At 35.1% G+C, this 23,719-nt stretch carries 20 protein-coding genes and 1 pseudogene; 17 read left to right on the plus strand and 4 right to left on the minus strand.

Going from position 1 to position 23,719, the window contains the following annotated elements:
* The 14 genes from IF202_RS17470 to IF202_RS08695 all read left to right on the plus strand — a co-directional run.
* A partial coding sequence (locus tag IF202_RS17470; RefSeq protein WP_235963378.1) for a TIM barrel protein occupies positions 1 to 1,191 on the plus strand: 1,191 nt, incomplete at its 5' end.
* An 18-nt stretch (positions 1,192 to 1,209) separates the two neighbouring features.
* Positions 1,210 to 2,172, plus strand: a complete 963-nt coding sequence (locus tag IF202_RS08635) for a dihydrodipicolinate synthase family protein (RefSeq protein ID WP_191594465.1) — start codon at positions 1,210 to 1,212, stop codon at positions 2,170 to 2,172.
* Positions 2,172 to 2,885 (plus strand): acylneuraminate cytidylyltransferase family protein, encoded by a 714-nt coding sequence (locus IF202_RS08640; protein WP_191594466.1) that lies wholly within the window; start codon positions 2,172 to 2,174, stop codon positions 2,883 to 2,885. Before IF202_RS08635 ends, IF202_RS08640 begins: the two co-directional genes overlap by 1 nt.
* Positions 2,886 to 3,020: 135 nt before the next feature.
* Positions 3,021 to 4,451: a hypothetical protein gene (locus IF202_RS08645; protein ID WP_191594467.1), complete on the plus strand. Its 1,431-nt coding sequence runs from the start codon at positions 3,021 to 3,023 to the stop codon at positions 4,449 to 4,451.
* Entirely contained in the window at positions 4,448 to 6,055 is a 1,608-nt protein-coding gene (locus tag IF202_RS08650) for a glycosyltransferase (protein ID WP_191594468.1), read from the plus strand. Before IF202_RS08645 ends, IF202_RS08650 begins: the two co-directional genes overlap by 4 nt.
* A 98-nt stretch (positions 6,056 to 6,153) precedes the next feature.
* Positions 6,154 to 6,831 (plus strand): class I SAM-dependent methyltransferase, encoded by a 678-nt coding sequence (locus IF202_RS08655; RefSeq protein ID WP_191594469.1) that lies wholly within the window; start codon positions 6,154 to 6,156, stop codon positions 6,829 to 6,831.
* Positions 6,828 to 7,739 carry an SDR family oxidoreductase gene (locus IF202_RS08660; RefSeq protein ID WP_191594470.1) on the plus strand — a complete coding sequence of 304 codons (912 nt, stop codon included), beginning with the start codon at positions 6,828 to 6,830 and terminating at the stop codon, positions 7,737 to 7,739. The genes IF202_RS08655 and IF202_RS08660 overlap by 4 nt, the downstream gene beginning before the upstream one ends.
* Positions 7,729 to 8,877, plus strand: a complete 1,149-nt coding sequence (locus tag IF202_RS08665) for a glycosyltransferase family 4 protein (protein ID WP_191594471.1) — start codon at positions 7,729 to 7,731, stop codon at positions 8,875 to 8,877. The genes IF202_RS08660 and IF202_RS08665 overlap by 11 nt, the downstream gene beginning before the upstream one ends.
* Positions 8,878 to 9,001: 124 nt before the next feature.
* Positions 9,002 to 10,120, plus strand: a complete 1,119-nt coding sequence (gmd, locus tag IF202_RS08670; RefSeq protein ID WP_191594472.1) for a GDP-mannose 4,6-dehydratase — start codon at positions 9,002 to 9,004, stop codon at positions 10,118 to 10,120.
* A gap of 3 nt (positions 10,121 to 10,123) precedes the next feature.
* On the plus strand, positions 10,124 to 11,092 hold the full coding sequence (gene fcl / locus IF202_RS08675) for a GDP-L-fucose synthase (RefSeq protein WP_191594473.1): 969 nt from the start codon (positions 10,124 to 10,126) through the stop codon (positions 11,090 to 11,092).
* Position 11,093: 1 nt separating this feature from the next.
* Positions 11,094 to 11,861, plus strand: coding sequence for a glycosyltransferase family 2 protein (locus tag IF202_RS08680; RefSeq protein WP_191594474.1), 768 nt, complete (start codon positions 11,094 to 11,096; stop codon positions 11,859 to 11,861).
* On the plus strand, positions 11,858 to 13,087 hold the full coding sequence (locus tag IF202_RS08685) for a hypothetical protein (protein WP_191594475.1): 1,230 nt from the start codon (positions 11,858 to 11,860) through the stop codon (positions 13,085 to 13,087). The genes IF202_RS08680 and IF202_RS08685 overlap by 4 nt, the downstream gene beginning before the upstream one ends.
* The gene (locus IF202_RS08690) at positions 13,065 to 14,072 is read left to right on the plus strand and encodes a glycosyltransferase family 4 protein (RefSeq protein ID WP_191594476.1); all 1,008 of its coding nucleotides are present in this window, start codon (positions 13,065 to 13,067) and stop codon (positions 14,070 to 14,072) included. The genes IF202_RS08685 and IF202_RS08690 overlap by 23 nt, the downstream gene beginning before the upstream one ends.
* A complete protein-coding gene (locus IF202_RS08695; protein ID WP_191594477.1) occupies positions 14,069 to 15,163 on the plus strand; it encodes a glycosyltransferase family 4 protein in 1,095 nt (364 codons plus the stop codon). The genes IF202_RS08690 and IF202_RS08695 overlap by 4 nt, the downstream gene beginning before the upstream one ends.
* A gap of 21 nt (positions 15,164 to 15,184) precedes the next feature.
* Here IF202_RS08695 and IF202_RS08700 read toward each other — a convergent pair whose 3' ends face one another.
* The 3 genes from IF202_RS08700 to IF202_RS08710 all read right to left on the minus strand — a co-directional run bounded on the left by IF202_RS08700 (position 15,185) and on the right by IF202_RS08710 (position 18,957).
* On the minus strand, positions 15,185 to 16,585 hold the full coding sequence (locus IF202_RS08700) for an undecaprenyl-phosphate glucose phosphotransferase (protein ID WP_191594478.1): 1,401 nt from the start codon (positions 16,583 to 16,585) through the stop codon (positions 15,185 to 15,187).
* A 326-nt stretch (positions 16,586 to 16,911) separates the two neighbouring features.
* A complete protein-coding gene (locus IF202_RS08705; RefSeq protein WP_191594479.1) occupies positions 16,912 to 17,616 on the minus strand; it encodes an FKBP-type peptidyl-prolyl cis-trans isomerase in 705 nt (234 codons plus the stop codon).
* Between the two features lie 423 nt (positions 17,617 to 18,039).
* A complete protein-coding gene (locus IF202_RS08710; RefSeq protein WP_191594480.1) occupies positions 18,040 to 18,957 on the minus strand; it encodes a lysine exporter LysO family protein in 918 nt (305 codons plus the stop codon).
* A 254-nt stretch (positions 18,958 to 19,211) separates the two neighbouring features.
* Here IF202_RS08710 and IF202_RS08715 point away from each other — a divergent pair, with 254 nt between their 5' ends.
* Entirely contained in the window at positions 19,212 to 20,582 is a 1,371-nt protein-coding gene (locus tag IF202_RS08715; RefSeq protein WP_328797212.1) for an MATE family efflux transporter, read from the plus strand.
* 202 nt (positions 20,583 to 20,784) lie between these two features.
* Here the strand turns inward: IF202_RS08715 and IF202_RS17695 are convergent, their stop codons facing one another.
* Positions 20,785 to 22,023, minus strand: coding sequence for an O-antigen ligase family protein (locus IF202_RS17695; RefSeq protein WP_328797213.1), 1,239 nt, complete (start codon positions 22,021 to 22,023; stop codon positions 20,785 to 20,787).
* 357 nt (positions 22,024 to 22,380) lie between these two features.
* Here IF202_RS17695 and IF202_RS17790 point away from each other — a divergent pair.
* Together IF202_RS17790 and pseB are read left to right on the plus strand one after the other, a co-directional pair.
* Positions 22,381 to 22,470 (plus strand): annotated as a pseudogene (locus IF202_RS17790) (hypothetical protein); the annotation flags it as partial.
* Positions 22,471 to 22,699: 229 nt separating this feature from the next.
* Positions 22,700 to 23,713: a UDP-N-acetylglucosamine 4,6-dehydratase (inverting) gene (gene pseB / locus IF202_RS08730; protein WP_191594481.1), complete on the plus strand. Its 1,014-nt coding sequence runs from the start codon at positions 22,700 to 22,702 to the stop codon at positions 23,711 to 23,713.
* Positions 23,714 to 23,719: the final 6 nt, after the last annotated feature.

The following is a 23,719-nucleotide window of genomic DNA, read 5'->3' on the forward strand; positions in this document are numbered from 1 at the left end:
GGGTTGGAAGGTAATGATCATAAAGTGAGCTTGTTGCCAGATGAGTTGACTGCGATGGTAAATGACATCCGAGCAGTTGAGGAGTCTATGGGATATTCTTCAATTCGAGAATTAACGCAAGGTGAGTTAATGAACCGAGAGGTACTTGCGAAAAGCGTGTCTGCTCAGAGAAGCATCTCAAAAGGGGAAATCATTAAGGAAGGTGATTTGCTAATTAAAGGCCCGGGTAAAGGTTTGCAACCTAATCGGATGTCTGATTTGATCGGTCTCGCTTCACCTCGAGATGTTGAAGAAGGTGGGTTCTTTTTCGATAGTGATTTAGATGGGATTGTTAAGAAAAAAGCGATTTATACGTTTAATCGCCCTGTAGGTATTCCTGTTCGTTACCATGATTTTTCTGAGCTTTCTAGCGGAGTTAATTTAGATTTTGTTGAATTTCATTTGTCATATAAAGATTTAGAAGTCGATCTAGATTCACTTCTGCCTAATCATTCTGATTTAGGTATCGCAATCCATGCCCCTGAACTTTTTAAGGAAGATCACTTACTTGATTTGGCGTCAAATGATGACGAGTATCGTAAACACTCTATTCTTGAACTTCAAAAAGTTGTTGATCACTCTAACAGAGTAAAGATAAGGTTTCCTAATACAGTATCACCCGCTCTCGTGTTGAACGCTGGAGGTTGGAATAGTGAAGGTTTTTTGGCTCCACAAGAGGTGACTGAAAAATACCGAATTCTTAAAGAAAGCTTAGATGATATTAACTTTGATGGCATAACTTTGGCGATACAAACTATGCCTCCGTTCCCGTGGCACTTCGGTGGACAAAGCTTTCATAACCTATTTGTTAATGCAGATGAAATTGTTGCATTTTGCAATGCTACGGGATACAAAGTTTGTTTAGATGTGTCTCATACGATGATGGCATGTAACTATTATGGTTGGGACCTTTATGAATTCGTAGAAAAAATTGCTCCTTATGTAGTTCATATGCATATTGTTGATGCGAAAGGTCCTGATGGAGAAGGGATAACTGTAGGTGAAGGCGATGTCGATTTTAAACGATTGGGTGAACTTATAGAACGACTTTTGCCTAATGTGCAATTTATACCAGAGGTTTGGCAGGGCCATAAAAACGCAGGAGAAGGTTTTTGGCAGGCTTTAAGTTACCTCGAAGAAGCTTTTAACTAACAATAGATTGAGAATATTATGTTTGAAGAACTAAAAGAAAGATTAACTGGACCTAGTTATACAATATTTACACCTTTTAAAGATACTGAAGAACAAGAAGTCGATTATGAGGTGTTGGAAAAGTATTTAAATATTTTATACAAACGAGGGGCACGACGCTTTTATGCTATGGCCTATAACTCTAGATATTCTCAGATGAAACATTCTGAAATTATGGAGTTTAATGAATTTTGTACCAAGACGTTAAAGAAATTAGACAAAGATAATGTTGTGATTGTTGGCGACCCAATTCATTGTTCTACTCAAGAGAGTTTGGAATTCACTTTGCATGCAAAAGATTCTGGTGCAGATCTGATATCTTTAATAGTTCGTGAGAAACATTTTTTTGATGATCAAATATTAGAACACTATGACTATATTGGGCGAAAAAGTGATTTCGCTTTACTGGTACATGAAATGCCGTTCTTGTCCGGTTTTAATGGTAAAGAAATGCATTGGCCATCTAGCTTAATTGCTCGTTTACCTGAGATCCCTCAAATAGCAGCACTAAAAGAAGATGCTAAAGTGTTGGAAGTTACGCTTGAGGCACTTAAATTAGAGCCTCAAATTAAAGTGATGATCGCAGGTGGCGGCAAAGAACGCTTTAGAGAGTTGATGAAGCATGGCGCAACAGCTTGGTTAAACGGTATATCTATAATTGATGCAAAAATTGCTGAAGATTTCTGGACTGCATGCCTTAATAAAGACACCGCCACACAAGACTTTATTATTAATGAATTAGAGAAACCATTCTTTGGCGGCGTTGTTAAAAAGTATGGATGGCATCGTACTAATAAAGCATTGCTTGAAGCTGCGGGGTTAATGAGTCGTAAAGATCGAATGCCTTTAAAGCATTTATCTGATAGTGAGTTTTTAGAAGTTCAAGAAATTTATAGTCAAATTTCAGGCGCATGGGAAAAATTTCAGAAGGATGAAAAATAATGTCCTATGTTGCATTTGTACCTGCTAGATCCGGATCAAAGCGTTTACCAAATAAAAATATTAAAATACTTAATGGTAAGCCATTACTGGTTTGGACGTTAGAAGCTTGTGTAAAATCTGAAAAAATTTCTGAAGTTATTTTTTCTACTGATTCAAAAGAGTATTGGGATTTAGCCAAAAAATATATCAGTTCAGATAAATTGACTTTAGACGACCGAAGTGAAGAAGAGGCTGGTGATAAAGTTAAGATATTTGATTATTTGAAAAATAGCGTTGACAAAATTTTCGGTGATCGTCAAGGCAATTTTTTAATGGCCTTGCCTACAATGCCATTGCGAACATATCAGGATATTGATAATGCTATTAGCCTAAGCGAGAGGCTAAGCAAACCTGTCTTTTCTGCTGTGGAATATGATTTCGCAGTCTCATTTTCATTCACAACGGATGGTACATCTTGGGAGCCAGTTCTAAAAAGTAGTCCAATGATTACAGGAAACACTCGCAGTCAAGATCAAGTTCCTATGTTCCACCCTAACGGCGCAATATATATTAGGCCTATAAATAGCTTAAGATCTTCATCTCTTAAAACTATATATGATGATGGCGCTCCATATATCATGAGCAAAGATAGATCTGTTGATATTGATAATGCTATTGATTTTAAAATTGCAGAGATACTGATGACTGATGAGTTTGGTAAAAAAATATTATGAGTACATATTATTCTGGTTATAAAGATTGTATCTAATAAATACCTTGTGAACGCTCTTCTATAGAGCGTTTATTTTTTTAATATACTTTTTATAATATTCATATTTTAAGTAGAAGTTTATAGGTGTTATAGCTGGATGGATTTAAGTTTATTTATTAAAAAAATAATTGATTTGGAAAAGGCTATAAATATTTCGGAAATTAAATGTTTTGATTTTAATCCATGGCCATATATACGATTAAAGATATTAGAAAAAAATAATTCTGTAGATAAAAGCTCTAGCGAAAAAATCAAGTTAAACACGATGACTAAATTTAAAATTTTTTTACGTTCATTTCTTATTTATAGGAAGAAACCTGTAAGAAATGAACATGCTGATGTGATTTATTTTACTCGTCTTTCTGAATCTGAAGATTTAATTGATGGGATTAACTTTAATAGATATGCAGATAGTTTTAAATATTTTTTTTCTAGTGATTATAAAATAAAAGTCCTAGAGTTAAGTGATATAGATTGGGTGGGTTCCAAAAAATATACTAATCTAAATATTACTTATCTTGATTTTATAATTAAGCTTACTAAAATAAAATTTAATATTTTTGCTCGCTTTAAAAACTTTAATAAGACTGAAGATTTAGATTTTAATAAAGCTATAGAGGAAAAGTTTGGTTTTAAAATCTCTTTGAATTCTGAACTGATTTATTTAAATATGTTATCAAAAGTATTTATGAAGATATTGAAATGCTACAAACCTAAAATAGTAGTGTTAACTGTATTTTATCGTTTAGAGGCTATGGCTATGTGTTTAGCCTGTGAACGTCTCGGAATTAAAACTATTGACTATCAACATGGTGCGCAAAATGATTATCACCCAATGTATACGCACTGGGAAAATATTCCTCAAAAGGGATATGAATTAATACCAGACATTTTTTGGATGTGGGGGGGGATTCCTAAAAAAAGAATTGAGTCATGGGCTATGAAAAGCAAGAAACATACTGCGATTGTGGGTGGGAATTTATGGATGACTTATCTTAGCCAACAAAAGAGCACGGTTGAAAATATCGGAATGTTTTATAAAAAAAATCAGACTCATATTTTGATTTCTTTACAGGGCGATGCATATTTCCCATCTTTTTTGCTTGGCGCTATTGCCAACAGCTCTAGTGATGTAGTTTGGCATTTTAGGGATCACCCTAGATTAGCTATTTCTAAGGAATTACGTACAAGCATTGCTCAATATGAAAATACCGAGATTGAATTCACTTCACAGGCGCCGCTATATGAGCTGTTGAAGCTGACGGATGTACATTTAACAGGTTATTCAACTGTTGCATTTGAGGCTCAAAGCTTTTATGTTCCAACCATTTTCATGCATGTGAATTCCCTAAATGGATATAAGTCATTAATGAATAAAAATGGACTTTATTATATTGAAAATGAGAGTGATCTTATGTGTGTTTTAGGACGCTTAATAAATGAATCCCCTTATATTACACCTGATTATATAGTGTCAGATCTAGCTATATCACGAACATCTTTATCATCGATTTTGGACTGTATATGACATTGGCTCCCATTGTATTATTTGTATATAACCGACCTTGGCATACTCAGAAAACTGTTGAAGCTTTGCAAAAAAATGAATTAGCAGAGGATAGTCATTTAATTATTTATTCCGATTCGTCTAAGAATGATAATGATTTTCCTCAAGTAAAAAATGTTCGTGATTACTTGATAACTATAATTGGATTTAAAACCGTTACTATTATTGAACGCGAAGAAAACTGGGGATTAGCCAACTCGATTACTGATGGTGTTACTAAGGTCGTGCATGACTACGGTACAGTAATAGTACTAGAAGATGATTTAGTCACAAGCCCAAAGTTTTTGAAATTTATGAATGAGGCCTTATATAAATATAACGGTCATGAAAACGTATTTAGCATTACAGGTTATTCATTTACAGATGACGTTGTCACTGACGTTGATAGCACTTATTTTCTCCCTATAACAAGTTCATGGAGTTGGGCTACGTGGAAAGATAAATGGTCTTTCTTCAATAACAAGAATGGTGACTTAATTATTCAGCTACAAAAAGAGTCTTTGAGGAAACGGTTTAATTTTAACGATAGTTGTTTTTATTCTGAAATGCTTTCTAAACAGCATCATAATAAAATAGACTCTTGGGCTATCTCTTGGTATTCATCTGTTTTTAAAAAAAATGGTTTGACGCTCTATCCTGCTAAGCGATTGGTGCAAAATATTGGTTATGATGGAAGTGGTGTTCACTGCGGTGATGCACAACAAGATAAGCCTTTAATAGGTTTTAATTACATTTTAACAGACAATATTATTGTTAAAAAAAATATAAGTTTATTAGTAGAACAAATTTTAAAGAAAAAAAATAACCAGAATCTTTTAAGTAGATTGAAAAATAAATTGAAAAAAACTCTTAAGAAGATTTTAACCGCCCAGCAAAAACAGCTTTTGTTTATTGTTATTTCCAAAATTAACCTTTTATTTTATAAGAAGAATGTAGGCAAAAAATCTTATGTTGATAAGAGTGTTCATGTTTTAGGGTGGCAGCATGTACGGATTGGTACAAACACACTAATTGGTGAACAAACTTGGCTTAATGTCAATGATAAAGAAGAGAATGTTGACCATATAATAATTGGTAATAATTGCTATATTGGTCGAAGAAATCTTCTGAGCTCAAGTTTGAAAATTATTATTAGTGATTTTGTGATGACTAGCAATGATTGTAAGTTTTTAGGCAATAATCATATATATAGTGATCCAATGAGACCTTATATTTTGACGGGAACAACTAACCGAGATATTCAAAAAATAGGAGCAAATGTATGGGTTGGTGCTGGAGTAAATGTTCTTGGTGCAGTGACTATTGGTCATGGTTCCATTATTGGTGCGGCTAGCGTTGTAACTAAAGATATTCCTCCTTTTAGTATTGCTGTTGGTAACCCTTGTAAAGTTATAAAGCGTTTTGATTTCAAAATTAAGCAGTGGGTTAGTGTTGAATTTTTCGATGCTGATAAAGAAGCTTTAATGCCACTAGAATACGACTATATTAAAGTCCTTAGGCAGGAAGGAAAAGGTTTTATAATGCCGAAAATGGCTGCTACATCTAAATTCGGAGATTTAATGTGAATTGTAAAATATGCGGAGTTAGTACGATATTTGTGCATCATGCAAAGATACTTAATAAGTATGATATTCAGTACTTCCAGTGCCCTGAATGTGAATTTGTGCAAACAGAAGAGCCTTACTGGATTGATGAGGCCTATTCTGCGGCTTTGAGTGTTTCAGATACAGGGGTGATGTCTCGCAATCATGAATTCAATAAAGTAGCATCTTTAATCTTTGGTTTGTTTCACGATAAGAATGATTGCTTTCTAGATTATGGTGGTGGTTATGGTATTTTTGTACGCTTGATGCGCGATAAAGGATATGATTTTTATTGGTATGATAAATATGCTGATAATTTAGTTGCAAGAGGTTTTGAGGGCGATATTAATAAGTTACGCTACGCAGGCGTAACGTCATTTGAAAACTTTGAGCATTTTGTTAACCCTCTAGAAGATATCGAAGCCATTTTTAAGTTAACCGATTTCGTGTTGTTTTCAACTACTCTGGTGTCTACTCCAGCACCACATCCTGATAAGTGGTGGTATTATTGTCTTGAGCATGGGCAGCATGTGTCTATTTTTTCGTATAAAAGTTTAGAATTCATAGCTAAAAAATATAATTATTTTTTAGCATCTAATGGTAAAGACCTACATATACTGTCTAAAAAGAAAATACCTAAATATATATTTTTTATTGAAAGAATTATTAGGAAATCAGGTTTAAGTTTTTTATTTAAAAATAAGTCGAAAACTAACTCAGATATGCATGATATGATAAAAAAAATGAATCAAGTATGAAAAGAATACTCATTACAGGTGCGAAAGGTTTTGTTGGGTCTAATACAGCAAGATATTTTAAAAACCTTGGCTTCCAAACCTATGGAATTGGTCATGGCTATATAAAATCAAATGAGCTTAGCAATTATGGCTTAGATTATTGGTGTGATTCAGGTATTTCAGTAAATGCAATAAAACAGTTTACAACAATTTTTGATGTTATTGTCCACTGTGCTGGTAGTGGCTCAGTTGGCGCATCAATCTCTAATCCGTATTTAGACTACAAAAAGACTGTTGATGGTACGCTTGAAGTACTTGAATTTATTAGGTTATATAATACATCTGCTCATTTAATTTATCCCTCAAGTCCTGCTGTACAAGGTGAACAAGCTGACAGCCCTATTAAAGAGGATTATATTGGAAAACCGTGTTCTCCTTACGGATATCATAAGAAGTTTTCAGAAGACTTGTGTGAAAGTTATTCTAAACAATATAACCTTAAAATTTCAATTCTTAGGCTTTTTTCAGTGTATGGTATTGGCTTAAAAAAGCAGTTGCTATGGGATGCTGTATGTAAAATAAAAAATGCTGATAAATCTGTTGAATTTTGGGGTACTGGCGATGAAACTAGAGACTTTATCCATATCGATGATGTTGTAAGATTGTTTGAAGCACTACTTGAAACAAAAGAAATGTTTTCAATATTTAATGGTGGAACTGGAGTTAAATATAGTATTAGTGCCGTCGTTTTTTTTATTCGTGACCTGTTATTATCTGAAATAAAAATTGATTTTAATAACGAAAAGAATGAAGGGAACCCGATATATTATTGGGCAAATGCTGAAAAAATTAAATCTGTTGTCTCAATTGATTTTAAAAAATTCAATTCAGGTTTAGAGGAATATATCGGATGGGCAAATGAGCAGTAAGTTGAGAGTTGGTTTTTTTCCACCGTCAGATAAAGGTTGGATGGGAGGAGTTAATTATTACAAGAATCTTTTCTTTGCATTAAATAAATATTTAAGCGCAGAGATAGAAGTTGTTATTTTTCTTCCCAGAAATCATAACTCCGAGATTACATCAGTTTATACAGGTTATGTTAACGAAATTATCCTTTTGGATGTTCTGACTCGAAAATCTACTACTTGGTTTTTATCTAAAATTGAATCTCGCATAATAGGAACTAATCGAATTTTTGGGATTTCACTTAAAAAATCTAGAATTGATATTGTTTCCCACTCATATATTACTAGGATTCCAGGTATAAAATCTTTATCTTGGATACCTGATTTCCAACATGTTCACTTGCCCAATATGTTTTCAACCAATGAGATCAAGAAAAGGGAGAAAATGTTTAAGAAATTAATTAAAGAAAGTGATGGTGTGATTTTAAGTTCATATGATGCATTAAATGATTTTGAAAATTTTTCACCAAAATTTAAAAATAAAGGACATGTTCTTCAATTTGTTTCTCAGCCAAGTAAAGTTTTTTTTGAAATCTTAGAGTCTGATAAAATCAAATTACAATTGAAGTATAATTTACCCGAAAAGTATTACTATATTCCTAATCAGTTTTGGAAACATAAAAATCATTTATTAGCATTTGAAGCAATAAAGATATTGTTTGAAAAAGGCATGAATCCTTGCTTGGTTTGTACTGGTAGTCTTGAAGATATACGAGATCCAGAATATATAAATTTAATTAAAGATTTTATTCATAATAATAAACTTGAAAATAATATTAAACTTCTAGGGCTTGTAAATTATGAAGATGTTTTTTCTTTAATGAAATTCTCTGAAGTCGTTATAAACCCTTCTCTTTTTGAAGGTTGGAGTTCAACTGTCGAAGAATGTAAAAGCATTGGGAAAAAAATTGTTTTGTCTAATCTAAATGTTCATTTAGAGCAAATTCCGGACGGGATTTTCTTTGATAAGTATGATCCTGAATCACTTGCTACGGTTTTGGAACTAAGTGAATTTAATGATATTTCTGCATCGTCTTCCTCTGTTGAGGAACGAACAAAGTTTTTAGCCAATCAATTTTTACACTTGTTAAGAAGTTTTTAATTTTTTATATAAATGTGACAAATAATTTGGAAGATTAAGTTTTAAAAAATATAAAATGTTTTCTATTTTTCAATGAAAATTATTTTATTGACAATATTAATTTTTGATGAATATGTAGGGTCGTATGAAAAAAGCACTTATTACAGGTATTACGGGGCAAGATGGTTCTTACCTAGCGGAGTTTTTATTAGCAAAAGGTTATGAAGTTCATGGAATTAAGCGCCGTGCTTCTTCGTTGAATACTCAGCGAATTGATCATTTGTATCAAGACCCTCATGAACCAAACCCAAAGTTGAAACTGCACTACGGTGATTTAACAGACAGTTCCAACTTGACTCGAATCTTGCAGGAAGTTCAGCCCGATGAAGTTTATAATTTGGGGGCTCAATCTCACGTTGCTGTATCGTTCGAAGCTCCTGAATATACGGCTGATGTCGATGGTACGGGGACGTTGCGTATTTTAGAAGCTATTCGTCTTCTAGGTCTTGAAAAGACAACCAAATTTTATCAGGCATCAACTTCAGAATTGTATGGTTTAGTGCAAGAAACACCGCAAAAAGAAACCACGCCTTTCTACCCACGTTCTCCATACGCTGTGGCGAAAATGTATGCTTACTGGATCGTGGTTAACTACCGCGAGTCTTATGGCATGTACGCTTGTAACGGAATCTTGTTCAACCACGAATCACCGCGTCGTGGTGAAACCTTTGTTACTCGTAAAATTACTCGTGGTTTGGCAAATATCGCACAAGGTTTAGAGAAGTGTTTATACATGGGGAATATGGATGCATTGCGTGACTGGGGTCATGCTAAAGATTATGTGCGTATGCAATGGATGATGCTTCAACAAGAGCAGCCAGAAGATTTTGTGATTGCTACTGGGATTCAATACTCTGTTCGTCAGTTTATCAAATGGTCTGCTCAAGAGTTAGGTGTTAAGTTGAAATTTGAAGGCCAAGGCGTTGATGAAAAAGCTATTGTCACAGCTATCGAAGGCGATAATGCGCCATCGTTGAAAGTTGGTGATGTTGTGGTGCAGATAGACCCGCGTTATTTTCGTCCAGCTGAAGTAGAAACTTTATTAGGTGACCCAAGTAAAGCGAAGCAAAAGCTAGGTTGGACACCAGAGATTACGGTGCAAGAAATGTGTTCTGAAATGGTTTCAGCAGATCTTAAAATAGCTAAGCAACATGCCTTTATGAAAGCGAATGGCTATGAAGTACCTGTGGCACAGGAGAATTAATAGGTGAACCTAGATTCAAGAGTCTTTGTGGCAGGTCATCGTGGTATGGTTGGCTCGGCTATTATTCGACAGCTGAAAAGAAAAGGTTATCGCTATATTATAACTCGTACTTCCTTAGAGTTGGATCTTACAAATCAAGCCGCAGTCGCTGTTTTTTTTGCAGAAGAAAATATTGATATGGTCTATTTGGCTGCTGCAAAGGTTGGTGGTATTCATGCCAATAACACTTATCCAGCCGAATTTATTTATCAAAATTTAATGATAGAAGCGAATGTCATTCATCAAGCCTTTACTCATGGAGTGCAAAAACTTTTGTTTCTAGGTTCTTCGTGTATTTACCCTAAGCTTGCTGAACAACCTATGCAAGAATCTGCATTATTAAGCGGATATTTAGAGTCTACTAATGAGCCATATGCCATTGCCAAAATCGCTGGTATTAAGTTGTGTGAGTCCTATAATAGGCAGTATGGTGTAGATTATCGTAGTGTTATGCCAACCAATCTTTATGGACCAGGGGATAACTATCATCCTGAAAATAGCCATGTAATTCCAGCTTTGATTCGTCGTATACATGAAGCAAAAGAGCAAGGTTTAAGTGATGTCTCTATTTGGGGGACTGGTATGCCAAAACGTGAGTTTTTGCATGTCGATGATATGGCAAAAGCTAGTGTTTTTATAATGAACTTAGATAAATCAATCTATTGTAATCATGTGGAACCGATGCAGAGTCATATTAATGTGGGTACTGGAATTGACTGTTCTATTCTAGAGGTAGCTCAAACTATTGCTAATGTGATTGAGTTTGAAGGACAAATCAAAACCGATCCAAGTAAACCTGATGGTGCACCGAGGAAGTTGATGGATGTCGATCGACTTCGTCAATTAGGATGGGAAGCTGAAATTAAGCTGGATATTGGGGTTCGAGATGCTTATGAGTCGTTTTGTAAAAATATAGATAATTTGAGAATGTAGTATGAATTTTATAGGGAATCAGGATTTACCACTGATTAGTATTATTACTATTGTTTATAACGATGTTGAGAATATAGAGAAGACGATCAAAAGCATTTTGGAACAATCATATAAAAATATTCAATATATTGTTGTTGATGGTGCTTCTAGTGATGGTACCAAAACTATACTTGAAAAGTATAAAGATAATATTGATGTTTTTATTAGTGAGAATGATACGGGTATCAGCGATGCTTTTAATAAAGGGACTAAATTAGTAAAAGGTGATTATATAAATTATATGAACTCAGGAGATTCTTTTATAGATGATAATTCTCTTTTAAAATTCGTACATGCTATTGTTGACTCAAATTCAGATGTTGTTACCGCTTTTTCAAGGTTTTCAAATTCTAGGATACCTAAAAAAGTAGTATCGAATACTTCATTTATTAATAAAAAATCTATGATTTCACATCAAGCCTCTTTTATTTCAAAAAAACTATTTGATCAATATGGCTTATATGATGAGACTTTTAAAGTTCGTATGGATTATGAGTTTTGGCTGAGAGTTTTGCCACACTCGACGCTATTTTTTATAAATGAGACTCTTGTTGACTATGCTGATGGTGGGATAAGTGGTAAAAATACCAAGTTGAACTTTGATGAAGAAGTTCGTGCTCAAAGAAAAAATTTAAATTTTATAAAAAGAGAGTTTTATTTTGTTGATAGTACTTTAAGATATATTTTAAAAAAAGTTTTAAGTTTCTTAAAAAAGCTTCATAAAAAGTGAATTCTTTTAATTTTTTTTTCTTGGTTTTAATTGTTTCTTTATTAGGGGCGGATAAACTTAGTCTTTCTTTTTTTGGCGTTAATTTAAAGCCTGTTTTTATTTTTCTTTCAGTGTCTGGGGTTGTTTTTTTACTGAAGAGAAAAATATTATTTTCTTTTCCCGAATTGTTTTTTTTGTTTTTAATTTTTCTGGGTGGAACTCTTTCTTTATTAAATAGTTCTAAAACACATGTTGGTATTTTTTATAATATTTGGGTGGTTTTTAACTTCTTTTTTGTTTACGGATTTTTTAAGGTAATATCGGAACAGTATGGTTTTGAAAATATAAAAAAAATATACATATATAGCTTTAGATTTCAGATAGTTTTTTGTTTGCTTCTTTTTCCTTTTTTTCATACATATGATTATAGATACAGTTTTTTTTACTATGAACCATCTTATTTTTCAATAGCATCTATCCCTTATTTAGGGTTCGTTTTTCATGATTTCTTCAATAAGAAATTTAACTTGAAGGACTTGTTCTTTATTCTAGCTCTTTTGTTAATTACCAAATCTGCAGTTTTGATTTTGATTTTGATTTTGATGTTTACAATGTTTTTTATATTCTATAAAGGCATTTATCTAAAGTCAAAAATAAAAATTATTTCTACTGGTTTTTTTATTGGTTTTTTTTCTTTGTTCATTCTTTATTTTATTTCTCCTGACAATCTAATTTCAGTTACACTTAATAACATATTAGAGTCCGAAAATAAACTTGAAGCAATTTTTTCGAGAATGGGGAATCGAATCCCTAGGATACAATTAGTCTGGGCATTTATTTGTGATTATTTTCCTGGAGGAGTAGGGGGAGGGAATTACAGGTTTGTTAATAAGGACTATATCTCACTAATAGATTATAGTTCACTAATAGATTATAAATCTCAAAAAGGTTTTTCGATCAGTATAGATGTTTTTAACCCCATAGGGCTTCCTGCAATTAATATTTTTTTGGAAGCATTTTCTGAAATGGGAGCTCTAGGTGGTACCGGTTTTATTGGGTTCTGTTTATATATATCTTTTCTTTTATTGAAAGATTTTTCTAGAGGCAGTAATTCTGTTTTATTTATAATAATTTTTGTATTTTTTCTTACATTGTCTATTGAATCTAGCTATCTAAAGTTATCTCTTTGGGCTTTTATGGGTTGTGTTTCAGGTATAATATCTAATGAAAAAAAACGTTGTATTTGATACTAGATGGTTAAAAAGTGGTGGTATTGGTCGTTTTTGCAAAGAAATGAAGTCTTCAAACAGCTTAAAGAAATGCCGTTTTTTAAAGGGTGATTTATCCGACGTTTTTTCTATAAAGGATATATATTACCTTTTCAAAATAATTTTGAAGAATGATTTCTTTATTACGCCAGGATATAATTCTCCTGTCTTTTCAAAAGGAAAGGCTATTGTTACGCTTCATGATCTAATGCATTTGAAATTTCCTAAATATTCAAGCTTTAAAAATAAAATTTATTATAATTTCATTGTCAAAAGAGCTATTAAAAGTGCTCCATTAGTTTTTACTGTTTCTGAGTTTACTCGTAAAGAATTAGCAGAATGGGCTGATATTCCTTTAGAAAAAATAGCAGTTGTCCCAAACGGAGTCGACCATGATTATTATCATGCAGATGTAGTTCCTATCGCCAGGCCTCGCCCCTATTTTTTCTATATCGGTAATAATAAACCCCATAAAAACTTGATAAGCCTTATTGAGGCTTTTTCAGAGTCGTCACTTCAGTGTGAAGTTGATCTTTTAATTTCTTGTTCTCCTACTAAAGAGTTGAATCTATTGATTGATAATTTAGGACTATCTAGTCATGTTATTTTTCTTTCGGGTATAGATGAAGATGAATTACCTAATTATTATAAGGGAGCTCTTGCTACTGTTGTTGTAACTTTATATGAAGGGTTTTGTTTGCCTATCTTAGAGTCTATGGCGGTAGGAACGCCTGTGATAACTTCGAATATTACTGCTATGCCAGAGGTTGCAGGAGGTGCTGCAATTTTAGTTGATCCTTATCATATTGATTCCATTAAGATGGCGTTACAGTCTATTTCTAATGATAAGAATTTACGTTTAACCCTGAGTGAAAAAGGGTTAATTAGAGCGAAAGAATTTTCATGGGATAAATCTCGTATGTTATGGGATAAAGCGTTACTCCCTATTTTGGAGGGAAAATGAAAGTTGCCATTGTACATTATTGGTTGTTAAACCCTCGTGGTGGAGAAAAGGTGGTAGAGGCTTTGTGTGAACTTTATCCTCAAGCTGATATTTTTACTCATGTGTATGAACCTGAAGTATTTCAAAATAGCGTGATAAGCCAGCACTCTGTTAAAGAAAGCTTTATTAGTCGTCTCCCATTTGCCAAACGGTTTTATCAGAATTATCTTCCTTTCATGCCTCTTGCGTTAGAGCAATTTGATTTGTCCTCTTATGATTTAATAATTTCAAGTGAATCAGGCCCTGCTAAAGGTATTATACCGGCACCTGGGCAACCTCATATATGTTATTGCCATTCGCCTATGCGTTATGCATGGGATATGTATCATGAGTATCGTAGTCGCTGTGGTTGGTTTAAACGTTTATTAATGGTGCCATTATTGCATTATATTCGCCGTTGGGATCAATTGAGTTCTATGTCAGTTAGCCATTTTATCGCAAATAGTGAGTTCGTCTCTGGTAGAATTAAAAGTTTTTATCATAGAGAATCAGATGTAATTCACCCTCCTGTTGACTTTGACGCATTTCAGCCTTCTTATAGTGCGCCCGAAGATTATTATTTACTTTTAGGTCAGTTAGTTCCATATAAGAAGGCTGATCTTGCTGTACGTGCCTTTAATCAATCTGGTCGCAATCTAAAAGTAGTGGGTGAAGGTGAACAATTTGAGGAACTTAAGAAATTAGCAAGTGATAACGTTGAAATACTTGGTCGTAAACCCTTTGATGAAATTAAATACTTATTAGCGAATTGCAAGGCGCTTATTTTTCCTGGTGTGGAAGATTTTGGGATTGTTCCGTTAGAAGCCATGGCTTCTGGGAGGCCTGTTATTGCTTTTAAGAAGGGTGGTGCTTTAGAAACTGTGAAAGAAGGTATTTCAGGTGTCTTTTTTGAATATCAAACAGAAAATTCTTTAAATAATGCGGTTCAGTTATTTGAAGAGTGCTCTGATGATTTTAAATCCTCAGATATTAGAGAATACGTTGAAATTTTTAGCAAGGAGAACTTTAAGAAGAAGATATCTAGTTTCGTGAGAGATATTGAAACTCGATAGCTTACGCATAAAAGTGCCGAATTAAGCGGCATTTTTATGAATAAAGCCTTTCCAAAAAGTTAAGAAAATAATTTTTATATCAAACCATACTGACCAATTTTCGATGTAATAAAGATCATACTCAATACGTTTTTTTAGATCTGTATCTCCGCGCCACCCATTAATTTGAGCCCAACCTGTAATTCCTGCTTTTACCATGTGTTTTTGCATATACCCTGGGATTTCGTGTTTAAACTGCTCCACAAAAATAGTTCTTTCTGGTCTCGGGCCCACAATAGACATGTCACCTTTTAATACATTAAGGAATTGGGGTAATTCATCTAAACTTGTTTTACGTATGAATTCGCCGAATCTTGTTACCGACATACTACTTGCTCCTCCCCAAGTGACACCGTCTTTTTCACAATCTTCCGCCATAGAGCGGAATTTAAGCATTCCGAATGAACGACCATTCCAACTAATTCGCTCTTGTCTATAAAAAATTGGACCTGGTGATGAAAGTTTTACACCTATAGCGAGTGCCAACAGAATAGGACTGATACCTATTAAAATTATGCTAGAAAGTATTTTATCCTCTATTGATTTTAATAGACGGTTTTTTCCTTCTAGCATATGAGATGTTGAGAGGTTAATTACAGGTAACCCAGCAACTTCTGTCATGGAGTGGTTTAGTAATTGAAAACCAAAGATATCTGGTACCATGCGAATAGTTACTGGACTTGTAGCCAATATCGACTGGACTTTTTCCATACATGCGAATTCACTTATAGGCAGTGCAATCCATACTTGATCTATATGTAGCTCATTAATTAATTTATTGATATCATTTAGATCGCCTAATGTTGGAATTTTTTTAACTAATAGATCCTTTGCTGTTTTATCTCCGTTATTAATAAAGCCTTTTACAACAAGTCCCATTTCAGAGTGCTGACTCAATTTATTTGCAACATTTTGCCCTAGCTCTCCATCACCTATAATTAACACTCTTCGAATGTTGTAGCCTTTTTTCCTTAATTTTCCAAGAGTACTTCGTAGTGCAAAACGGTAAGCTAAAATTAATATTGTAGATGAAAGTAGCCAGCTGAAAATCCAAATTCTTGAGAATAAATCTGAAGACTGTGTCATAAAACCACTAATGATAAGTAGCAAGAATGCACTTACTGTCGAGCTCAAAATGCATTTTATTTCGAAACTAAAAGGCGCTCCTCGCCATGTGCGGTAGGCTCCGTAAAAAGAGAGGCTAGCAGCTCCAAGTAAAACACCAAGGAGAAGAACATTTTTATACATTATATTCATATCGAGATGAGAAAATTTTAGCCAAAAACTGAGAGTTCCGGCTAAAAATAGGATTGTTACATCTAGACCCCTTAATATAATGGTTAGAGATGTGCTGTGTTCTTTTAATGTAGGTCCGTTTTTCACTAAATTCTCATTCTGTCTATTATGTATATTTTTTTATAAGCTTTAATGTTAACAAATAAGTACCTAGAGATCATAGTACTGATACCCGAGTTAATAGAGCATAGTTGGTTTGTTATCCAAAAAAATCTGTATAAGAATTTTATATCTATGATTTTGATAAACCATTATGGATTGGAAAAATAGCTGTGTAAAAACTAGATGGTAAGCTTTGTTAAAGTGGGAGTAACTAACAGTAGTTTGAGTCAGTTATTGAGGTATCAGAATATTATAAAAAGAGAAGCTAGTATCATAATACTAGCTTCTCTTTTTTACTGTTTAATTAACTATTACTCGGCAACGCTAGTTTCTTGAATTTCGTGTAGTTCAACCACAAACTTAAGTGCTGCATTTGCTGGAATTGGTCCAGTTCCACCAGGGCCGTAAGCTAGGTCAGATGGAATGTATAATTCATATTTTGAGCCAACAGGCATAAGTTGTAAGCCTTCCGTCCAGCCAGGAATTACACCATTAAGAGGGAAGGTAATTGATTCTCCACGATTGTAAGAACTATCAAATACGGTGCCATCAATTAGACTGCCTTCGTAGTCCACTTTTACAGTATCTTCAGCTGTTGGCATATCGCCAGCGCCTTTTGAGATGACTTTATAAAGCAAGCCAGACTCTGTTTTGATCACGCCATCTTCAGCTTCTTTTTCTGATAACCAAGCTGCTGAAGCAGCGATTGATTCTGCGGCTAATTTTTCTTGTTCAAGTTGTGCTGTCGCTGCTTGCTCTTGTTGGTAGTCTTGGATGGTTTTTGTTACTTCATCCATTGTCATTTGACCTTCTGTACCATCGAAGGAATTTTGAAAGCCAGCCATGAATGTCTTCATGTCTAATTCAGAAAAATCTTGAGCCATACGAGCGCCAAACATAGTACCAATGCTATAGCCAAGGCGTTGTTCTTTTGAATCTAGAGTGATGGTGCTGTCATCTGCGTATGCAACAGAAACCGAAGACATAACTAGTGCTGCAATAAGAGTTTTTTTCATAAGAAAGTGTTCCATTATTTTGTTGATTTATCACTTAGTGATCTAAAGTATTCAGACCGAATTTGATTTGCATACTGTTTCGATTAGTATTTTATGCGCAAAAGCAAAGCAGAAACAATGATATACGCTTTGTACTTCGTAAAACCAAATCTGTTGATACTGTTCTAACATAAGGTAGGTTGTTTATGCCAATTTTATGTTATCCCTTTATCAAAGCGACTCCTTCACCTGTACACTTTGTTTGAGTTTCAAAAAAGAAAGAAGTTCCACAAAGTACAAAACGTGAAACAAGACTAATCTGCACTTCTCTTGCTAGACAATCGTATTTACACAGCCATGACGGTGTTTGCTAAAGCTGTTTTGTTTATCTGTTGGTTTTTACGGTATGTTGACATTTTATATCTATAAAAGTCATCTGTAATCTTAAGATGATATACCTAAAAATAAGGGAATCAGTATTGGGCAAAGAATACTCATAATAAAACCGCTGGCAATACACACGGGAACGATTTGCGCGCCGTGAAATTTTCCTAACATGGGCAAGGTGAAGTCCATTGCTGTTGCTCCGGAGTAACCAACCGACATATGGCTGTTTAATCTGGCTAGAAAAGGAATAAGCATCAGAGCAAGTATCTCACGGCAAAGGTCGAGTAAAAATGCAGTGGTGCCGAGCACTGGATCGCCTAAACCTGTGATTAAAATTCCTGACAAACTATACCAACCAAATCCAGAAACAACGGCAAGCCCTTGATTCCAAGTAAGGTCTAATACCCAACTACCAATCCAACCAGCAACTAACGTCGTAGTTATGGTAACCAGTGCGATGATCACACCTTGAGAATTTAAAAACAGTTTGCGCAATTTGTAATTGCCTTGCCTTAGCTGGCAACCAATTAAAAATAGTAGAAAATACAAAAGATAAGTAACCAGTTCGTCGACACCTGTTATCCAATCTTTGCTGAACATACCAATCACCATACCAGCAATGACCCAAGCAATGGTTTTTACCGCATCCATTAAGGCATGGCTTTGTTTACTTTTTGGCTTCTGTGATAAATGTTCAGCGTGTGTGCCGCCAAAGCGCAAGCCACTTAAATACAGGCCTGACAAACTGATAATGCTGATTAACACAAACATAACAACAGCTTGGTAGCCAGCCACAAGCAGTTTTTCAGCGAGATTATCTAATGCACCAAGACTAAAGCCGATTAAGCCTAAGATGACGTAAACCAATTGCTCTAACCATTTTGCGACACGAACAGGTGAGAATAATTTGATGTTTACCCAGTAACCAAAAAGCAGCGCGATGAGTAAAGGGCCAAGAGTAGCGAGAATTGTCATACGTAAAAAGTCATCCTAGACAGTAGGTTAGGTAGATTATATTTTCTCGATATTCCTTGTTAAAAGCAATCGAACTCAAGGGAAAGCCTTGATTAAAATAAACTCATTGAGCGATGCAATATTTGCTTCTAAATGATAAATTACCGCGCCTACCTTTGTATAAAGTTTTTTCGAAAGCTACCTTGGGAAATTTCCTTGGAAAGCCTCTTGATAAGGACTTATGGATTGATGTTTTTAGTAAGCGGCGGTGATGTGTGTTTAAGCGTTTTCCTGTGTTAAAAGAAGTCCTTCATTTATTGTTCCCCATGGTACTGACGATGACGTTGGAATTGTCCATTAGCGTGGTCGATACCATCATGCTAGGGCATTACAGCGCGTTGCATTTGGCGGCAGTGGGTTTGGCATCGAGTTTGTGGTTACCTGTTGGTTGTTTTTTGATTGGCGTAACATTTGGTATTACGCCTCTGGTGACCCGTCATTTACATGGTCGACAACCTAAACTTGTTAACCTTTATATGTCACAAGCGGTTGGATTGTCTGTTGGTCTTGGAATACTGGCGAGCTTATTGGTTGTTCTTGTATTACCTCACCTTGCCAGCATGATGGCGACAGAAGACGAAACGCGTCAGGTCACCGTGAATTATTTGTACATCTTCGCGCCAGCTTTGCCTATGTTGGCTTTAATGACAGCGTATAAAAATTTGTTTGAAGCGGCAGGCCGCCCTGGTTTTCCGCTTTTTGTGGCAAGTACAGGGTTGGTATTAAACGTTTTATTTAACTATGTGCTGATTTTTGGCAAATTTGGTTTTCCAGAATTAGGGGCGGAAGGCGCCGCATTAGCGTCGTCTTTGTCTTTGTATTTAGCGGTTACATTCTTTTTTGTTTACGATCGATTTATTAATAAATCACCTTTATTCACTCGTTTGGTGTGGCGTTACACTCGAAAATTTAATATTTTGCTCAACGTAGGCGCACCAGCGGGTTTGGCATTTTCTTTTGAAGTTGGTTTATTTTCTTCTATGACTTGGTTGATTTCGTCTTTCGGCGACTTAGCTCTGGGTGGAGGTCAAATTATCATGTCTTACACCTCTTTCTTGTTTACGCCTATGATGGCGATGAGTGCGGTAACCGCGATAGTTGTTGCTAAGGCTATGTCAAAAGAAGGCGTGGAAGGTGTTAAAAAACGTATTCGAGTAATTGTGTCCTTGGGCTTTGTGTATGTCTCTGTATGCTTCACGATCACACAGTATTTTCATAACGAGATTCCATATATTTTCAGTAACAATGCAGAAGTAGTGGCATTGGCTGCGAGCCTTTTGTTGATTTCGTCTTGTTATCAATTTCCTGACATGTTGCAAACCATCTTTACTGGTGCGCTTCGAGGCTTCCGTGATACTCGTTCTTCAATGATTGCCTTCGGTGTGTCTTTATTTGGTTTGAGTATGCCGTTTGGGTATTGGTTGTCTCATTACAGTCCTTGGTCAGAAACGTTATCATTGAGAGGGTTTTATATTGGGCTAGGAGCAGGTCTTATCTTACTAGCAACGATACTATGTTTTCGTTTCCAAGTGGTATTGCGCAGATATGAAGGTAAGCGAATTACATCGCCAAGAGAAGTCGCGTAATAGATATATTGCAGGTTAGTTCTTAAGTGGGTTCGGAAAAATAAAGAGTTTTTGATAATAATAAAGAGACGAAGTTAGACAAAAAATCCTTTGATTTTAAAAAACTATGTCTTGCCGTCACTGTTGACGATAGTAGGCAAGATATAGCTGTCTTGTTTCATTGTCTTTAAGGCAAAGGTTATTATTGAAATGGGAGAGGGTGTTAACACTTACCTAAACGCTCTCGTTCGGCCCAACGTAAAGCCGCCCAAAAATAAACAATAGGAAATGCATACATCATCACACCAATGTTATGGGCAAACATAACTTGAGTTAATCCAAAATCCATATAGCACATGGGAACTAAAGCCCCAGCCATAGCGTAGGGTTTTATATTCCAATCATCTTTATATTGGTTTATTTTCTTCATGAAAAGGCGTAATGGGATCAAATAAACCATTAGAAGAAATGCTAATCCAACAATTCCTCTGTAACCGAGAGCATTAAAAAATTCATTATGAGCATGTCCAAATCTTATTAACTTAGGGTTTATGAGTTTCTCTTCTACAAGCCACTCTTTTTCGGTAATACTACTGTGCTTACCAGCACCTAAAACAGGGGACCTTTGAAACATGTACCAAGCGGCTTTCCACATTTCAAAACGCATACCGACTGATGTTTCAACACCATTTCCATAATGATTAATATTACTAACAGCTTCATTAATACGTTGTTTTATTCCTGTCTTTGGAGACAAGACGGCAGAAGATAAAAGAGTAGTTAGTATCAAGACAATTATTAACCAAGTTTTTTTCTTCAATAAGAAGCGGCTTTGCCAAAATATAAAAAAACCTATTAATGGTAGTGCAACCCACCCACCACGAGATGCGGATAAAACTGATGCTCCAATACCACACAGACCACCTATCAAGGAAAGCGCCAACCAGAAATGTCGCTTATGAGATAGAAAAAAAGTCGATGCCACAAAACTCAACATTCCCAACATCATGCCAGTATCACCGAACATAATAGGGTACTCTCCACCTTTGGCTCGTGGATAGCCTAAAATTTGACGTTCGTAATAAGCTAAGCCAAACCCTAAAATACTACCAATGACAACGCCATACCAAAGCCAGACTTGATGGTTTTTAGCTTGTAGTAAGAGTAGCATCACAGGTAAAACAAGAATGAATCTTGAAGGACGATCTAAGTCTCTTAGTCTAAAACCATCAATTAGAACAAAAGCAAACATGCTTAGTCCGAAAGCAAGAAAAGCATAAATAAGACGCTTATCATCATCTTCTAGCTCGAAAAATTTAGGTTTCAAATATATTAAGCTAGCGGATGAAATAAATATTAATGAAGTCGCAACTCCATAGCCATTTGGAATGCCAATTGATATTGCAAAAGTGAGCCCTGCAAAAAACCAAACAAAAACAAAAAAGACTTCTCTTAAAATCACTTAAACAACCTTTGAAAAATGTACGTTCAATATAATTCACCATGTTCTAACCATACAAACAATAAAAGTAGAGCGGTTATATACATGTTCTTAAAATATTAGAATAGAAAAGAGTACTAAACTAAAAGACGTGGTATTTTATGGAAATAAAATGCTTGATAGTAGTGTTTTTTTAGCTTTGTTTGCTTTATTTAGGCATGTAGGGAACCTACCTTAGTTTATTAGGCAGTAGTTCCTTCCCCAAAGTACACTTTTTAACTTTGCAGTTTTGGCTGAGTCGTGTGTTCTCCTAGGTTAAATAAAGTTTTCAGGAAATTGAGGTCATGGTTCTGAAAGCCTCTTTACCTTGGTCACCGATATAAAGTGAAGCGCATTGTAATAAAGGCAGGTAAAAAGCTAAATATAAAAATCCATCGACACAGTGAAGAACACGGGGTGGTTGTGTAAGGTTCCGAGAAAGCATAAAAAGGTGAAGATGCTATCGTTTGTTTTTGTGATCGATATGGACGCTAAGTCATGGTGAAAATAAAATACATAAAAATTTAAACAAAGGACTTTGTTGTACCTTATGATGGTATTCCTCTAATACTAATATTTAATAAGTCATTAGCGCGTTGATAATGAAAAATGGCTACTTATGTCTTTTTAGCCGTTAATTGTAAATAAAGGATTTTTAATGTTAAACAATAAGACGGTCCTTATCACTGGTGGCACAGGGTCTTTTGGCAAGCAGTTTATCGAAACCATATTGGCTCGCTATCCCGATGTAAAAAAAATTATTGTTTTTTCCCGCGATGAACTCAAACAATCTGAATTACGTTTAAGCTACCCTCCTACTAAATTTCCACAATTACGCTTTTTTATTGGCGATGTTCGAGACAAAGAGCGTGTGAAACAGGCATGTGAAGGTGTTGATGTGATTATACATGCCGCCGCGATTAAGCAGGTTGATACAGCGGAATACAACCCAACTGAATGCATTCGCACCAACATTGATGGGGCTGAAAACGTGATACGTGCGGCTCTGGAATGTGGCGTTACGAATGTAGTCGCGTTATCAACAGATAAAGCCTGTGCCCCTATTAACCTTTATGGGGCAACCAAGCTTGCTTCCGATAAGCTTTTTGCTGCTGCGAACAATATCAAAGGTTCAAAAGACATTAAGTTTAGTGTTGTTCGTTACGGCAATGTTATGGGGTCCCGTGGTTCTGTGATTCCTTTTTTCCTAAGTAAACGAGAAGACGGTGTATTGCCGATTACCCATGAAGAAATGACGCGGTTTAACATCTCATTACAAGACGGTGTTGATTTGGTGATGTTTGCAATTGGTCATCATCTGGGCGGCGAAATTTTCATTCCAAAGATCCCATCTTATAAAATTCTAGACGTTGCAGCAGCGGTTGCACCAGAGTGCAAAACAGAGATCGTTGGCATTCGTCCTGGTGAAAAACTGCATGAAGAAATGCTGACAGAAACTGACTCAATTAATACGATTGATTTAGGCGATAAGTATGCGATTTTACCTTCTGTTTCTTATATGTATTCAGAAGCCCAGTTTTTAGCTCACCATAATGCGCAAAAGGTTCCGTTTGGCTTTAAATACAATTCAGGAACGAACACAGAGTGGGAAACGGTTGAGAGTTTACGTGCGTTAGTAAAAGAGCATGTCGATCCAGCATTTAAAGCATAGGAGTGA

Source organism: Marinomonas colpomeniae (genome assembly GCF_014803385.1).
GTDB classification, from domain to species: Bacteria; Pseudomonadota; Gammaproteobacteria; order Pseudomonadales; family Marinomonadaceae; genus Marinomonas; species Marinomonas colpomeniae.

Coding starts and splice junctions, on each gene's coding strand:
- IF202_RS08635 (WP_191594465.1), top strand. CDS start 1,210: ATGTTTGAAGAACTAAAAGAAAGATTAACTGGACCTAGTTATACAATA.
- IF202_RS08640 (WP_191594466.1), top strand. CDS start 2,172: ATGTCCTATGTTGCATTTGTACCTGCTAGATCCGGATCAAAGCGTTTA.
- IF202_RS08645 (WP_191594467.1), top strand. CDS start 3,021: ATGGATTTAAGTTTATTTATTAAAAAAATAATTGATTTGGAAAAGGCT.
- IF202_RS08650 (WP_191594468.1), top strand. CDS start 4,448: ATGACATTGGCTCCCATTGTATTATTTGTATATAACCGACCTTGGCAT.
- IF202_RS08660 (WP_191594470.1), top strand. CDS start 6,828: ATGAAAAGAATACTCATTACAGGTGCGAAAGGTTTTGTTGGGTCTAAT.
- IF202_RS08665 (WP_191594471.1), top strand. CDS start 7,729: ATGAGCAGTAAGTTGAGAGTTGGTTTTTTTCCACCGTCAGATAAAGGT.
- gmd (WP_191594472.1), top strand. CDS start 9,002: ATGAAAAAAGCACTTATTACAGGTATTACGGGGCAAGATGGTTCTTAC.
- IF202_RS08680 (WP_191594474.1), top strand. CDS start 11,094: ATGAATTTTATAGGGAATCAGGATTTACCACTGATTAGTATTATTACT.
- IF202_RS08690 (WP_191594476.1), top strand. CDS start 13,065: ATGAAAAAAAACGTTGTATTTGATACTAGATGGTTAAAAAGTGGTGGT.
- IF202_RS08695 (WP_191594477.1), top strand. CDS start 14,069: ATGAAAGTTGCCATTGTACATTATTGGTTGTTAAACCCTCGTGGTGGA.
- IF202_RS08705 (WP_191594479.1), bottom strand. CDS start 17,616: ATGAAAAAAACTCTTATTGCAGCACTAGTTATGTCTTCGGTTTCTGTT.
- IF202_RS08710 (WP_191594480.1), bottom strand. CDS start 18,957: ATGACAATTCTCGCTACTCTTGGCCCTTTACTCATCGCGCTGCTTTTT.
- pseB (WP_191594481.1), top strand. CDS start 22,700: ATGTTAAACAATAAGACGGTCCTTATCACTGGTGGCACAGGGTCTTTT.